12 protein-coding genes are annotated in these 14,871 nt (G+C 41.7%); 7 read left to right on the forward strand and 5 right to left on the reverse strand.

The genetic code is table 11. The features are described 5' to 3' along the window. Positions 1–22: 22 nt before the first annotated feature. Both lptC and H562_RS0109315 read right to left on the reverse strand, forming a co-directional pair. Positions 23–613, reverse strand: coding sequence for an LPS export ABC transporter periplasmic protein LptC (gene lptC / locus H562_RS0109310; RefSeq protein ID WP_027377257.1), 591 nt, complete (start codon positions 611–613; stop codon positions 23–25). 3 nt (positions 614–616) lie between these two features. Then, on the reverse strand, positions 617–1,891 hold the full coding sequence (locus H562_RS0109315) for a hypothetical protein (RefSeq protein ID WP_027377258.1): 1,275 nt from the start codon (positions 1,889–1,891) through the stop codon (positions 617–619). Between the two features lie 245 nt (positions 1,892–2,136). On the opposite strand from H562_RS0109315, the gene H562_RS0109320 reads away from it, so the two are divergent. From H562_RS0109320 to H562_RS0109340, 5 genes are all read left to right on the forward strand, one after another. After that, entirely contained in the window at positions 2,137–3,252 is a 1,116-nt protein-coding gene (locus tag H562_RS0109320) for a DNA polymerase III subunit (RefSeq protein ID WP_027377259.1), read from the forward strand. 139 nt (positions 3,253–3,391) lie between these two features. Further along, positions 3,392–3,985, forward strand: a complete 594-nt coding sequence (locus H562_RS0109325; RefSeq protein WP_027377260.1) for a TetR/AcrR family transcriptional regulator — start codon at positions 3,392–3,394, stop codon at positions 3,983–3,985. A 47-nt stretch (positions 3,986–4,032) separates the two neighbouring features. Further along, on the forward strand, positions 4,033–5,361 hold the full coding sequence (locus tag H562_RS0109330; RefSeq protein ID WP_027377261.1) for a TolC family protein: 1,329 nt from the start codon (positions 4,033–4,035) through the stop codon (positions 5,359–5,361). Between the two features lie 54 nt (positions 5,362–5,415). Next, positions 5,416–6,477, forward strand: a complete 1,062-nt coding sequence (locus H562_RS0109335; RefSeq protein WP_027377262.1) for an efflux RND transporter periplasmic adaptor subunit — start codon at positions 5,416–5,418, stop codon at positions 6,475–6,477. Positions 6,478–6,481: 4 nt separating this feature from the next. Next, positions 6,482–9,670 carry an efflux RND transporter permease subunit gene (locus H562_RS0109340; RefSeq protein WP_027377263.1) on the forward strand — a complete coding sequence of 1,063 codons (3,189 nt, stop codon included), beginning with the start codon at positions 6,482–6,484 and terminating at the stop codon, positions 9,668–9,670. Positions 9,671–9,757: 87 nt separating this feature from the next. Here H562_RS0109340 and H562_RS0109345 read toward each other — a convergent pair whose 3' ends face one another. From H562_RS0109345 to H562_RS0109355, 3 genes are all read right to left on the reverse strand, one after another. Continuing rightward, positions 9,758–11,128 (reverse strand): MATE family efflux transporter, encoded by a 1,371-nt coding sequence (locus H562_RS0109345; protein ID WP_027377264.1) that lies wholly within the window; start codon positions 11,126–11,128, stop codon positions 9,758–9,760. Between the two features lie 67 nt (positions 11,129–11,195). Next, positions 11,196–12,380, reverse strand: a complete 1,185-nt coding sequence (locus tag H562_RS0109350) for a sigma-54-dependent transcriptional regulator (RefSeq protein WP_027377265.1) — start codon at positions 12,378–12,380, stop codon at positions 11,196–11,198. A gap of 67 nt (positions 12,381–12,447) precedes the next feature. Beyond that, positions 12,448–13,125, reverse strand: coding sequence for a YggS family pyridoxal phosphate-dependent enzyme (locus H562_RS0109355; RefSeq protein ID WP_027377266.1), 678 nt, complete (start codon positions 13,123–13,125; stop codon positions 12,448–12,450). Between the two features lie 328 nt (positions 13,126–13,453). Between H562_RS0109355 and H562_RS0109360 the strand changes: the two genes are divergently transcribed. Then, the gene (locus H562_RS0109360; RefSeq protein ID WP_156831983.1) at positions 13,454–14,251 is read left to right on the forward strand and encodes a sensor histidine kinase; all 798 of its coding nucleotides are present in this window, start codon (positions 13,454–13,456) and stop codon (positions 14,249–14,251) included. Then, positions 14,224–14,868, forward strand: coding sequence for a response regulator transcription factor (locus tag H562_RS0109365; RefSeq protein WP_027377268.1), 645 nt, complete (start codon positions 14,224–14,226; stop codon positions 14,866–14,868). The genes H562_RS0109360 and H562_RS0109365 overlap by 28 nt, the downstream gene beginning before the upstream one ends. Positions 14,869–14,871: the final 3 nt, after the last annotated feature.

A 14,871-nucleotide genomic window follows, 5' to 3' on the forward strand; every position in this document is an offset into this window, starting at 1 on the left:
TATTTTACCGAATTTACAAAAATCAGCGCCCTTTTTCGGGAATTTTTTTTGCATTAATGTCGCCCGAATTGTCGTAAAAGGTGTATTCGGAAAAATCATCTTTAGCCTTCATCCCTTTTGCGCCCACGAGCGTAGAACCGTCTTTATCGGTCACAAACACAGTGTCGCTCGTGTAGATCACACGTTTTACCTGATCCCAGTAAATGGACTGCATGGCAAACATTTGGTTTTCGTTGGTGATGATCTTTACATTTCCCTTCGCTTCGTAAAACTGTTTCTTCTCGTTATATTTAGCGTATTTTGCGTCGATCTTTCCGGGCAAATCCGGTTTTTTCTTGTCATAAAAAAGGATGTGAATTCCTTTTTTAGCTTCGATGTAAGGCGAATCGATATACTCATACTTCTCGATAAGCGGCGCTGTGGCGCGGAGTTTTACAATACCGGAATCGCGCTGCACGATGGTGGCATTGTTGATGACTTGCGAGGGAAAATTTGTATTCCTGTTTTTATCGATTTGGGTAAGATCTTCTTCACAGGAATTCAAAGCAAAAAATATAGCACATCCCACGAGGGCGGCTATATTTTTATAGAATATTTTTCTGTAAAGATTCATCTCTTAATCATAAAGACGTTTCATAAACCATTTGTCGGCAAAATTAATTCCAATCCGCAGGTTTATAAAGTTCTGGCGAACCATATTGTTGTCTACAGTTCCTCTCTTACCAAGTTCCACACCAATATCGATTCCGCTCATACGGTTCACACTTCGGTTCTCGAATGGCAGTGTTACACCTCCGGTGACCGCAAATTTATTGATATCGGTTCCGTTTAAGGAAAGGTTTCCTTTCTCGTAGTAAGCGCCATAGCGGTAAGTAACCCTGGAGAAATAGCTTCGGAAATTGTTATAATTTGGCAAGATCCAACCACCTGCAGCAATTCTGTAAGAGTCCTGATTGGCGAATGGCTGGCCTAAAAACTGAATCGTTTCGCCTTTTTTATAATCTACCTGCGTACCCAAAAACCATTTGGAATCTTTACCATAACCGGCACCCAAAGAAAACTCCATTGGTATAAGATTCTTATCCTCACTTATTTTCTCATCGATGATGCTGATGTTGTTCTTGGTTTCACCGGTGGTATAAAAATAGGTGCTGTTGGTGTACGCGGTTTCCATCTGCCCGGTATTACCGAATGTGTAGGTCGCACCTAAAGTGAGCTTTTTATCGGTGTTTACCACTTTTTGGTAAGCAGTTCCCAGCGTGAAATTGAAAGTCTTGATCTTATTTTTGGTCTCGTATCCATTGATGAGTTCGGCATTTGAATAAGTGAGCTCATTAATATCATACAGATTTCCGAAGTAGAAATTACTTCTTAATCCTAATGCAAATTCCGGCGAGATCTGATAAGAAACTGCCGCCTGCACGGTATTCAACGTCCCTTCACCGCGAAAAGATTCCCCTTTCTGTGTTCCGTCTGAAAGTGTTTCATTTTTTAGGACCGAATATTTTTTGGAACTGTAAGGCTGATAACCCAGACCAAATTTAACTTTCGGCGAAAGCGGGAAAGCGATTGCAATATTCGAGAGGTAAGTGGAATGCTTGGTGATATTCGAATTATCGAAATTGGATTTGAAAAAATTATTTTCGTTTGTTCCCTCCAGTTTTATAGTGGTAAGCTCCAGATTTTTATTCGCAGCGGGATTGCTGAAGTTAAAATTATTGTTGAAATCCCAAATATATGCGGTAGAAATACCACCCATTGCATTCACATCGGTCGTGTTGTCATACTTCACATCACCGATTCCAAAGGCGGCATAAGGAGAATTACCAATCGACTGTGCCTGCAGAAAATAGCCGGCCGCAAGGAAAGGCAATACAAAAAATCTTTTCATTCTTTATTTTTAAAAATAATGCGCAAATATCTTAAATATTACTGAACTGGAAAAATTTACTTTGGTTAAAGTTTGTTAAGGGAAGATCGCGGTTTAATAGATTATTGAATGCTGAATTTATTTTGATGGAGACTTTTTTTAAAATTAAAAAAATGGACTTTAACTAGTGATTTTCACAAAAAAAAAGAAAGCTCAATAACCCACAGTCGAAAATTCTGCTCAAACTAAATTATTATCTTTGAAAAATGAATTGGGAACAGATCACCGGCCAGGAAAAACTTAAAAATTTACTCAAAAACAGCATCACCGAAAACAGGGTAGGGCATGCCCAACTTTTCGTAGGGAAAGCGGGTTACGGAACGCTGCCGTTGGCATTGGCATTTGCAAAAGAGGTATTGCGCGCAGAGAACGAGTTTTCATCTTCGAAAGTAGAAACACTGAACCACCTGGATCTTCATTTTACTTTTCCTGTTTTTAAAGTAAAAGACAAAGCAACTTCGCAACCTTTTCAAACCGATTTCCGGGACATGGTTCTGGCAAATCCATACGCTAACAGTGACGACTGGACCAAACTCCTTTCCTCAGAAAATAAGCAGCTTACGATTTACGCGGATGAGATGGATGAGCTTAACAAGAAATTTTCTTTGAAAAGTTTCGAGGGCGGAAGCAAAATTCTGATCATGTGGCAGGCGGAGAAAATGAATATTTCGGCCGCCAATAAATTTCTGAAATTTCTGGAAGAACCGCCTAAAGACACTTTGATACTTTTACTGGCAGAAAGTGCCGACACTATTTTGCCCACGATCCTTAGCCGAACGCAGCTTGTTGAAGTCCCGCGGATTACTGATGAAGCTATAGAAAAGTCGCTTCGGCAGAAATTTTCGCTCACTGAAGAAAAACTGAAAGAAACGGTTTTCCAGGCGCAGGGTAACTGGAACTTGGCGCAGAAGACTGCTCTTGCCGAAAATTCCGAATCCGAATTCGAACAGCTTTTTATACAATGGGTCCGCGACGCGTTTCAGGTGAAAAAGAAACCGGAATTCCTGAAAAACATTGTACTATGGGGCCGCAACATTGCTTCTCTGAACCGTGAAAAGCAAAAGAGTTTCCTGGAATACTGTGCGGAGATGTTTCGCCTGGCGCTACTTCAGAATTATGGAAATACCGGGCTGGTTTATAAAAAAATTGAGACCGGCGGATTTAAATGGGAATCATTCTCAAACTACATAAGCGGTGCAAATATCGAAGCGATACTGGAGGAAATCTCCGAAGCCGACTACCATCTTGAAAGAAACGCGCACGCCAAAATCCTTTGGACCGACCTGGGGATCAAACTTTCGCGGTACATCCATAAGAAATAACATAACCTTTTTAACTTCATCTTTTTACTAAATCGACAAATCCGATTACGGTTTTCGATAAATACCATCAATAATTCAGTTTAACAATTTTGTCAAAATAAATGTTTGGTTTAAATTTGCACAAAATTGTTTAACAAAAATGTCAATCCAGGATAAAAGGGATCATACCCAGGAACTAATAAAGGAAACCGCAAAAAAATTATTTTTCGTGCAGGGCAGGTTTGATGCCACCACGCAGGAAATTGCAGATGAAGCAGGCGTAAACCGCACACTGATCAATTATTACTTCAGGTCGAGGGATAATCTGATGCAGGTTGTTTTCGAGGATGCCCACCGGGTAGAAAGTGATAAGACCGATATTATCATGCGTTCTGACCTTCCGTTCAAGGAAAAGATCTCGCGCTTTATTGATGGTAGTCTGGCCACCACACGCCGGTATCCTTATCTCGAAACGTACATCGTTTCACAAATCAACAAAGGAAGCTGCCATAAGAGGAATGTGGAAAAAAATGATCTTATGCTCTTATACCGTGAAATTTCAAAGGAAATGGAGGCCGGGAATATTGAGAAAATGGAACCTGTACAGTTTATTTTTAACATGATTTCTCTTTTAGCTTTTCCCAGTGCGATTCGGCCTTTGTTTATGGAGAATATGATGATCGATGATAAGGAATTCGACCGTTTACTCTCCCAACGGAAGGAAATTATTCTCAATATACTTTTCAAGAAATAATAATCAGCAACAAATAATTACCATATAAAATGACCAATTGGACAAAAATGGCCGTCGCCGGTATCTTCGTGTTTTCATTCTCCGGGCTGAAAGCGCAGCAGACCGTAACACTGAAAGACGCCATAGAATATGCACTCCAAAACAAGGCAGATGCATTAAAATCGAAACTGGACGTGCAAAATGCCGACTACCAGATCATGGAAGCAAAAGCCAATGCGCTGCCACACCTCAACGGAGTAGGAAATCTCACGTACAATCCCTTACTGCAGAAATCGGCTTTAGACGTAGGAGCCTTCAGTGGCGGGCCAAGTAATATTCAGATGATTTCGTTCGGTCAGAAATGGAACGCCGGAATCGGAGTAGAACTGAACCAGGCTATATTTAATCAGAAAGTTTTTATCGGGCTGAAAGCTGCGAAATCTACTAAAGAATTTTATCAGTTAAACGAGCAGCTGACCGAAGAGCAGATTATCGAAAGGGTATCCAATGCCTACTTTCAGGTTTTTACCATTCAGCAGAAAAAAGAAACTTTAGAGAGCAGTTATGCCAGCACTGAAAAAGCCCGGGACATTATAAAAAGTCTTTTCGATAACGGTTTGGCAAAAAAAGTGGATCTGGACCGTACCAACGTAAACCTGACCAACATCAGGACCATTCTTACGCACCAGCAGAACGGAATTAACCAGGCCGAAAACGCACTTAAATTTTATATGGGAATGCCCATTGAGAATGATATCGTACTTGTAAAATCCGATATGGAGGTAACACCGCATCTTTTAGATGAAACCATTGCCACAGATCAGCGCACAGAAGTTCAGGTTCTGGACAAACAGAAAGAGCTGCTTCAGTATAATAAAAAAGCAGTGGAGGCAGATTATTACCCTACCGTAAACCTGGTTGCAAATTACAGCTATCAGGGAATTGGTGATAAGTTCCCGCTTACACACGGTAAGAACAGCGGCGTGTACTGGTCGGATTATTCTGCAATAACTTTAGGGGTGAATATTCCTATTTTTAATGGTTTTGCTACCAAAGCGCGTGTCGCGATGGCCCAGATCGAACTTGATAAACTTGATGCTGACATCAAAGACACGAAACTTGGTTTAGATCTGGCTTACCAGAACGCCAAGTCGCAGATCGAAAACAGTTTGGCAGCTCTGGATAATCAAAAAGCCAATGTGAGTCTGGCGGAAACTGTAGCCTCTAATACAAAAAGCAATTACCAGTATGGCCTGGCGACACTTACCGATTTACTGGAAGCCGAAAATGCGCTGGTAGAAGCCAAAAACAATTACAGCAATGCGGTACTTGATTATAAAATTGCAGAAATACAATACTACAAATCCAAAGGAGAACTTAAAACTTATTTAAAATAACAGAAAACAGAACGTTGAAAGTTAACTTTTGACATTAAAAAAATAAATATTGAAATGAAAAAAACTCTAATATACATCATTGTTGCCGCTATACTGATCGGCTTGGGCGCATACAAGATCGCTTCCAACAAAGCGGACCAGAAAAAGGAAGTTGCCGAAGTTGCAAAACAGGTTGATAAGATCAACGTAAATGTGATCACAGCAGAAAGAGAAAACATCAATACCGATTATACAGCAAACGGGACTTTTATTCCCAAACAGGAAACCAACCAGTCATCCGAAATTTCCGGGCGAATCGTAAATGTAATGGTTCGCGAAGGTTCCAGAGTAGGTGCAGGTCAGGTTCTGGCAACCATTAAAAGAGATGCGATTGAAGTTGATGTGACACAGGCACAGAATAATCTGCAAAATGCGATCATCGATAATCAGCGGTACGAAAACGCGTATAAAACAGGTGGTGTAACCAAGCAGCAGCTGGACAATTCCCGTTTGCAGCTGAAAAACATGCAGTCGGCGGTCCGTGCACAAAAAGTACGTGTCAACGATACCAGCGTAAGAGCTGGTATCAGCGGGATCATCAATAAAAAAATGGTTGAACCCGGCATGGTGGTTTCTCCGGGAACTCCGCTGTTCGAAATTGTAAACATCAACAGTTTAAAATTATCTGTTTTGGTGGATGAAAGCCAGATCGGCAGAATCCAGATCGGCCAAAGTGTTCCGATCACAGTAAATGTTTTGGGTGACGAGACCTTTAACGGTAAAATTACATTCATCGCGCCGAAAAGTGATGCCTCACTTAATTTCCCCGTGGAAATTGAGGTGGCAAACAACGGCAGTTTAAAAGCCGGTATGTATGGAACAGCCTTGTTTAAAACGAATTATGGTGCAGAAAACCAAAATATGCTGACGGTTCCTGCAGAAGCTTTTGTGAACGGTGTAAGCTCCGGCCAGTTATTCATCGTGCAAAACGGTACGGCAAAAATGATCAGCGTAAAAACCGGAAAAGTGTACGGCGACAAAGTTCAGATCATCAGCGGGTTAAACGGTGGCGAGCAGGTGATCACCAGCGGACAGATCAACCTGGAAAACGGATCTAAAATTAACATCGTAAAGTAGAACAATGAAATTAGCAGAAATATCAATAAAAAGACCGTCGTTAATTATCGTATTGTTTACGATTCTTACGCTGGGCGGTTTGCTGAGCTACTCTATGATGGGGTACGAGCTGATCCCGAAATTTGAGACCAATGTAGTCACCATCTCCACGATTTATCCCGGAGCTTCACCAAGCGAGGTAGAAACTTCGGTGACCAGAAAGATCGAAGACGCGGTAGGGTCTTTAGAAAACGTGAAAAAAGTAGAATCGTCTTCATACGAAAGTCTTTCCGTAATTATGGTTCAGCTGAACACGGGAGCAGATGTAAACTATGCCCTGAATGATGCGCAGCGAAAAGTAAATGCGATCTTATCCGAACTTCCGGATGATGTTGATGCGCCTTCACTGAACAAATTCTCACTGGATGACCTTCCGATCATGACGATGAGTATTACCAGCAAAAAGCTGAACAACAAACAGCTTTATGACCTTTTAGACAAAAAAATAGAACCGATCTTTTCCCGTGTGAACGGTGTTGCGCAGGTTGACCTTGTCGGCGGGCAGGAGCGTGAGATCCAGGTAAACATCGACGAGAAAAAACTGCAGGGTTACGGCATTTCCATTGGCGATGTACAGCAGGCAATTCTTTCCTCAAATCTGGATTTCCCTACCGGAAGTTTAAAATCAAGAACATCGAAAGCGACCATACGCTTATCGGGAAAATATAAGTCGATCGCTGAAATGAACAACCTGATCATTTCCACCAAGAATGGTGCTCAGGTGAGACTTTCAGATGTAGCTTCTGTTTTTGATACGCAGCAGGATGTTGAAAAAATTGCAAGATTCAATCAGAATCCTACGATCCTGATGCAGGTCAAAAAGCAGTCTGATGCAAATGCAGTAGCAGTTTCCGCCAATGTGCAGAAAACCATCGCCGAAGTAACAAAAAATTATCAGGCTCAGGGACTGGATGTAAATATTGTAGATAACAGTACAGATTTCACCCTGGAGGCGGCAAATCATGTGATCTTCGACCTTGTACTGGCGGTTATTCTGGTGGCTGTGGTAATGTTGCTGTTCCTTCACAACATCAGAAACGCCTTTATTGTAATGGTTTCGATTCCGTTATCACTGGTCGCGACATTCATTGGGATGTATTTAATGGGTTATACCCTGAACTTAATGAGTTTACTGGGACTTTCACTTGTGGTGGGAATTCTTGTTGATGACGCGATCGTGGTTCTGGAAAATGTGTACCGACACATGGAAATGGGTAAAAGCAGAATCCGCGCAGCTTACGACGGAGCTTCGGAAATTGGATTTACGGTAACTGCAATTACATTGGTTATTGTCGTAGTATTTTTGCCGATCGCGATGAGTTCCGGTTTGGTTTCCGATATTTTGGCCCAGTTCTGTGTTACGGTAGTTATCGCCACATCATTCTCGTTACTGGCTTCGTTCACCATCATTCCATGGTTATCATCAAGATTCGGAAAAGTGGTTCATCTTACCGGTAAAAACCCGTTTGAGAAATTCATTCTTTGGTTTGAAACACAGTTGGATAAATTTACGCACTGGATTTCCAATATTTTAGAATGGTGTTTAAAAACAGGGTTAAGGCGGATAATGACTGTTGTTATTACCTTTATTGTTTTGATCTCCTCATTTATGCTGGTCGCGTTCGGCTTTATTGGTGGCGAATTTTTCCCAAAAATGGACCGCGGGCAATTCCTGGTTCAGATTGAACTGCCAAAAGATGCAACAGTAGAAAAAACCAATCAGGTTACATTAAATGTCGAAAAATATCTGAGAAACGATAAAAGGGTAGTAGACCTTATTACTACCGTAGGCCAGCAGTCCAATGGTTTCGGAGCTTCACAGGCCACCGTGTATCAGGCAGAAGTTCAGGTCAATCTGATCGATAAATCGGAAAGAAGCGAAAGCACCGATATTATCGCTGCAAAATTCAAGAGAGATCTTGAAGAAAAATTTACCGGTGTCGAATTTAAAACCGCCCCCATCGGCTTAATGGGCGCAGACAACGCACCGATCGAAATGGTGGTGACAGCACCCGATAACGAAACCGCAAATAAAGAAGCCAACAGAATCCTGGGATTACTGAAAAAAGTTCCGGGTGCTGTAGATGCAGAACTGTCTACCGATACCGGAAGCCCCGAAGTGCGTGTGAATATCGACCGCGATAAAATGGCAACTTTAGGTCTTAACCTTTCGAGTGTAGGCCAGACCATGCAGACCGCCTTTAACGGAAATACCGACGGAAAATTCCGCGCAGGAGAATACGAGTACGACATCAACATCCGTTTTGCAGATGCGAACCGACAGTCAATCGATGACGTTCGAAACCTGATATTCACCAACAACAACGGCGAACAGATCCGCTTAAGCCAGTTTGCAAACGTAGATATGAGCTCGGGACCGAGTCTGCTTCAACGGCGGGACAAATCACCTTCTGTAAAAGTACTTTCCAAAGTTGTTGGGCGTCCTGTAGGTGATGTGGCTAATGAATGGGCCGCACAATTTATGGATAATGAGAAAACGAAACCTGCCGGCGTAAATTACATCTGGAGTGGTGATATGGAAAACCAGACCGAAGGTTTTGGAACCCTTGGAATTGCTCTGTTAGCTGCCATCGTGCTGGTTTACCTTGTTATGGTTTCGCTGTATGACAGTTTTGTGTACCCTTTCGTGGTGCTGTTTTCAATTCCATTGGCACTGATCGGGGTAATGGTCATTCTGGCGCTGACCAACAATTCATTGAACATTTTTACCATGCTGGGAATGATCATGTTGATCGGTTTGGTTGCAAAAAATGCGATTATGATCGTGGATTTTGCCAACATGCGGAAAGCAGCGGGCGCGTCAACTCACGATGCGCTGCTTCAGGCCAATCACGCGCGACTCCGGCCGATATTGATGACCACCATTGCGATGATCTTCGGTATGTTGCCAATCGCACTGGCAAAAGGAGCAGGAGCGGAAATGAATAACGGGCTTGCCTGGGTAATCATCGGTGGTTTGACTTCATCATTATTCCTTACGCTGATTATTGTTCCCGTAGTTTACTCACTTTTCGACTCATTACTGAGAAGAATGGGCAAAGATGAAAAGTTGGATTATGAAGCTGAAATGACAGCAGATTACGAACATCAGGAATTAAGTGACGACGGTTATACACCGAAACACATTGTGTAGTAAATAGTTTTAATTATTTTAGAAAGCCGCTTCATTTTTTGAGGCGGCTTTTTTCTGCATTAAAGAAAACATGATTCTTTAATTTTTTTATTCTGATGGAGAATTGAATTTATCGATTTTCATTTGAGAAAGCCTCAGGAATCTGCGGATAAGTAAAAATGCGGAGATGGTAAGTCCAATCCCAAGAGCGATCCACATGCCGTAAGCACCCATTTTCATTGTGACACACAGGTAATAACCCAGTGGCAGCGCAATGATCCAGTACGCCACGAAGGTTAACATACTGGGAATCTTCACATCCTGCATTCCGCGCAGAACGCCAAGCGATAATACCTGCAAGCCATCTGAAAGCTGAAAAAGTGCGGCAATGATCAATAATTTTGATGCCAACAGGATTACTTCAACATCTTCTTTCTTGGTGAAAAAAGTCGGCAAAACATTTCTTCCCGCGATAAAAATAAGCCCGCAAAAAGTCATGAAAAAGAATACGATTTTCAGATTGTTAACCCCTACATTCCTCAGTTCAACATAATTTTTTTCACCAAATCTGTTGCCCGCCATAATGGTCGTGGCAATACTGAAACCGATGCAGAGATTAAATGTAAACGATGCCATCGACAGCGCAATCTGATGTGCAGCTATATCTTTTGCAGAGATCAGTCCGCAGATAAAAGCTGCCGCTGCAAAAGCAGTCACTTCAAAAAACATCTGCAAAGCCGTAGGAACTCCCAGTTTGATGAGCTTGCGGAAAACATCTCTGCGGAAGAGTTTAAAATTCAGTTTAAAACTGTCCATATATCTTTTGGTTGCCGGATTCTTTTTCATTACAAAGAATATGAAAACGACCATGAAAACTCTTGCTACAAATGAAGCATAAGCGGAACCGTCAACGCCCAGCGACGGCATGAATACGCCTTTAATAAAGATATAATTCAGAACGATATTGATTACGTTCGCAATAATTGTCGCCTTGGTTACGCCAATGGTAAAACTCAAACCTTCCGAAACTTCGCGCATCGTTTGGAACGCCATGAAAGGCAAAATACTGATTATCGTGATGCGGAGATAACTTTCGGTATCGGGAATAATTTTCTCCGGCTGATCGAGATGATAAAGCAGCGGCAGTGCAAACAGCATGAGAATTACCAGCAGTAAACCAATGCCCATATTCAGCACGAAACCGTGCCGGAAGATCCTGTTGATGGTGTTGTGGTCTTTTTGAGACTGTGCCTCTGCAACCAGCGGCGGTATTGCCAGTGAAAATCCCAGCGCCAGAACAAACACCGAAAAAAATACACCGTTCGCCAGTGATACCGAAGCCAGCGCATCTGCACCCAAAAGTTTTCCGACCATAATATTGTCGAAAAGCTGCACCGAAACCTGTCCGACCTGTGTGATCATGACTGGGAAGGCGAGTTGAAATAACCGGCGGGTGTGAACGGGATTTAATATCGGCATAACGGCACAAAAAAAGTTTGCAGCAAAAATACTGCAAACTTTAACGATATCTTAAAAACCCAAAGGTTTATTTTCTTACAAAACTTGCAACGTCTTCAGCAGAAACAGGATTACTGCCAAGAATAATCAATCGTTCCACTACATTTCGAAGTTCACGGATATTTCCTGTCCAGGTAAAATTCTCAAGGGCGGTTATTGCTTTCTGATCGAAATCTTTCAGCGCGGTACCGTGTTCTTCAGAAATAACTTTTGCAAAATGTTTCACCAGAAGCTTTATATCTTCTTTTCTTTCCTCCAGTGGCGGCACGTACAACTCAATCACCGAAAGCCTGTGGTAAAGGTCTTCGCGAAACTTTCCGCTGGCGATTTCCTTATGCATATCTTTATTGGTAGCAGCTAAAACGCGCACATCCACCTTGATTTCCTTGTCGCTACCCACCGGGGAAACTTTACTTTCCTGCAGGGCACGCAAGACTTTAGCCTGCGCAACCAGCGACATATCGCCAATTTCATCCAGAAAAATGGTACCGTTGTGTGCAAGTTCAAATTTTCCCTGTTTATCTTTAATGGCGCCGGTAAAACTTCCTTTCACGTGACCGAACAGTTCAGATTCGATCAGCTCTGACGGAATGGCCGCGCAGTTCACCTCGATCATAGGTCCTTTACTTCGGTCACTCTGTGCATGTATGGCGTGCGCTACCAGTTCCTTTCCCGCGCCATTTGGTCCGGTAATCAAAACACGCGCGTCGGAAGTCGCTACTTTTTCGATCATTTCCTGAATTTTCTTCAGCGCAGGAGAATCCCCGATCATTTGGTATTTTTTGTTGACCTTCTTTTTTAAGGTCGTATTTTCTACTTTAAGGTTTTGGTTTGTAGTCTGTAAGATCCTTTTGTCCAGCGCATTCTTTACGCTTGTAATCAGGCGGTTGATGTCAATTGGTTTGGAGATGAAATCATAAGCGCCTTCTTTCAGGCAAGATACGGCAGTATCGATGTCAGCATGGCCGGAAATCATGACAAAAGTAGTGTCAGGTTTCACCTGTAAAGCCTGCTTAAGCAATTCCGTACCCGAAAGTTTTGGCATTTTGATATCCGATACCACAAGTGCGAAATCATCTTTTTCAATATGTTTTAAACCTTCCAGCCCGTCTTCAGCGATTATAAATTCATAATCCGGAAGCTCATCACTAAGGATACTTGTGAGCACACCGGAAATAGTTTTTTCATCTTCAACAATTAAAATCTTTTGCATTTAATAGAATTATGGATTTAATAAAAATTTTGTATAAAATTTAGAAAAGTGGTTGCAAAAATCATACCTAAAAGGAGGTTCCGTAGTTGCGCTTTCCGAAAAGTGCCGAACCGATTCGCACCGAATTTGCGCCACATTCAATCGCAAGCTGAAAGTCATCACTCATCCCCATCGACAGGGTTTGGAGCTGCCTGTGCATTGAGAATTCATCAAAAATATTTTTCAAAGTTGAGAATTCCTTTTTTACAGTTTCCCGATCTTCAGTAAAAGTAGCCATTCCCATCAGGCCGGTAATCTGTACATGCGGAAAATCGCCCGCCAGATATTGCTGAAACAGGATCTCGGCCTCATCCTTATGCAATCCAAATTTAGTATCTTCGGCAGCAATCTTAATTTGCAGAAGTACTTTGATCGTCCGATTATGTTTTTCTGCCTGCTTATTTATTTCGTGCAGGATTTTTGCAGAGTCAACACTTTGTACAGTATCTATAAATCCCGCTATATATTTTACTTTGTTGGTTTGCAGATGACCGATCAGGTGCCACGCAATATCACGCGGCAATACGGGTTGCTTGGCAAGAAGTTCCTGCACTTTATTCTCTCCGAAAACCCGCTGGCCAAGATCATAAGCCGACTGTATCATTTCTGCCGGATGGGTTTTGGAGACAGCCACAAGCTGCACATTTTCGGGTATCAGCGATCTTATTCTTTTGAAATTGCTTTCCAGTTCAGTACTATTCTGCATGCAGTGGATGGAATTATTTCCTTTAAAACAGGAAGATTAAATACGACGGTCTAAATTTACTTCTAATATCTTCAATTTCCAAAATCCGTTGTCGGAATAATAGGCGACTACCACGTTTTAATTGGGTGTATTCACTTGACCTGCGCATTGGAATTGAAATATATTTGTGAGGCAAAAATAATTGGTATATAAAGACTTACCTCAATTTTTTGATATTTCATACCAATTTTGCAGAAATAATTTACAAAATCAACGGCGAATTATCCGGGTATTTTTCTTTTCGGTGATTTCTGCGGGCCTCAGGAATATAAACCACAAATCGATGCGCATGGAATACTTTAAAATACTTTTTCCGTACGTTTTAGTGCTGTTTATTTTGGTTATACTGATTTATCTTTTAAGTCATTTCGGTATCTTCAAAAAAAAGTCTACTTTTATAATACCCCGCGATGTAAAACAAGCTAACTTTGAACTGGAACTTGCACGAAGCCTAAGCGGGATCAAAGAGGAGACACTTCAGTACATTAAATATGAATTGCAGAATGAAGTGGCCCAAAAACTATCGGTTGTGCGGTTACTGATCAGTAGAATTTCTTACTCAGCAAACGTTGACCGACCAAAGATTGTAGATGAGATTTATCTTATAACAGGAGAATGCATTCGCGATATCCGGAATATTTCGGCAGCCTGCGTAAACCAACACGCGGAACAAGCTTCGTTTTTCGAACTTTTGCAATCCGAAATTATGAAGATCAAAAGAACAACATTAAGGGAAATAGATCTTAGTATTAATGCAAACACGTTGGAACTGGACCGTGAACACGGCATTATATTATTTAGGTTAACACAGGAACTGCTTGCTTTGGTCGTTGAGAGTTCCGGGGAAAAAATCATCTGCATTAAAGTAAATGATTCGGAAAGGCTGACAGAAATTATAATCGAAGCAGCTGAGCTGAAGTTTCAGCGGATTATGCAAAAGTTCGGACAGAAGTTCCGAAATATGGCGAAAAGAGCAGAACTCATTAACACCGATATTAAAACCACCGCGCTGGCGCCAGCCGGAACACAGATATCGGTAACATACAATAAACAGGGCACATGGAAAAAATCAAAATTGCAATCGTAGATGATCATAAACTGGTGTCGAAGGCGCTGGAGAATATGATTTCATTTAATCCCAGTTACGAGGTGATTATGAACTGTTTCAACGGTCAGGATTTTTTGGATGAACTTCGCTCCAGACAAATTTTTCCCGATGTGATTTTAATGGACATCAATATGCCAGTGAAGAACGGAATTGAAACCACCGAAGAGATCACCAAAGAATTCCCAGGCCTAAAGGTGATCGCCCTGACAATGGAAGACAACGAAACCACAATAATTAAAATGCTGAAAGCTGGTGCCAAAGGTTACCTTCTGAAAGATATGTCGCCGGATATTCTTTTTGATGCCATTGACATCGTGCATAAAAAAGGCATTTTCTACACCGATCTGGTGACCCAGAGTTTGCTAAAGATCAAAAGCGAAGAAAAATTGGCTACAGAACTGCACGAACTGCTTAAAGAGCGGGAGATTGAGTTCATAAAACTGGCCTGCTCCGAACTTACTTATCGCGAGATCGCCAGCCAAATGTTCCTGAGTCCACGAACCATCGATGGATACAGGGATTCTGTTTTTGTAAAGCTCAACGTGAAAACGCGCGTTGGAATTGTGCTGTTTGCGATTAAAAACAATATTATTTAAAAA

The organism is Kaistella palustris DSM 21579 (genome assembly GCF_000422265.1).
GTDB classification, from domain to species: domain Bacteria; phylum Bacteroidota; class Bacteroidia; order Flavobacteriales; family Weeksellaceae; genus Kaistella; species Kaistella palustris.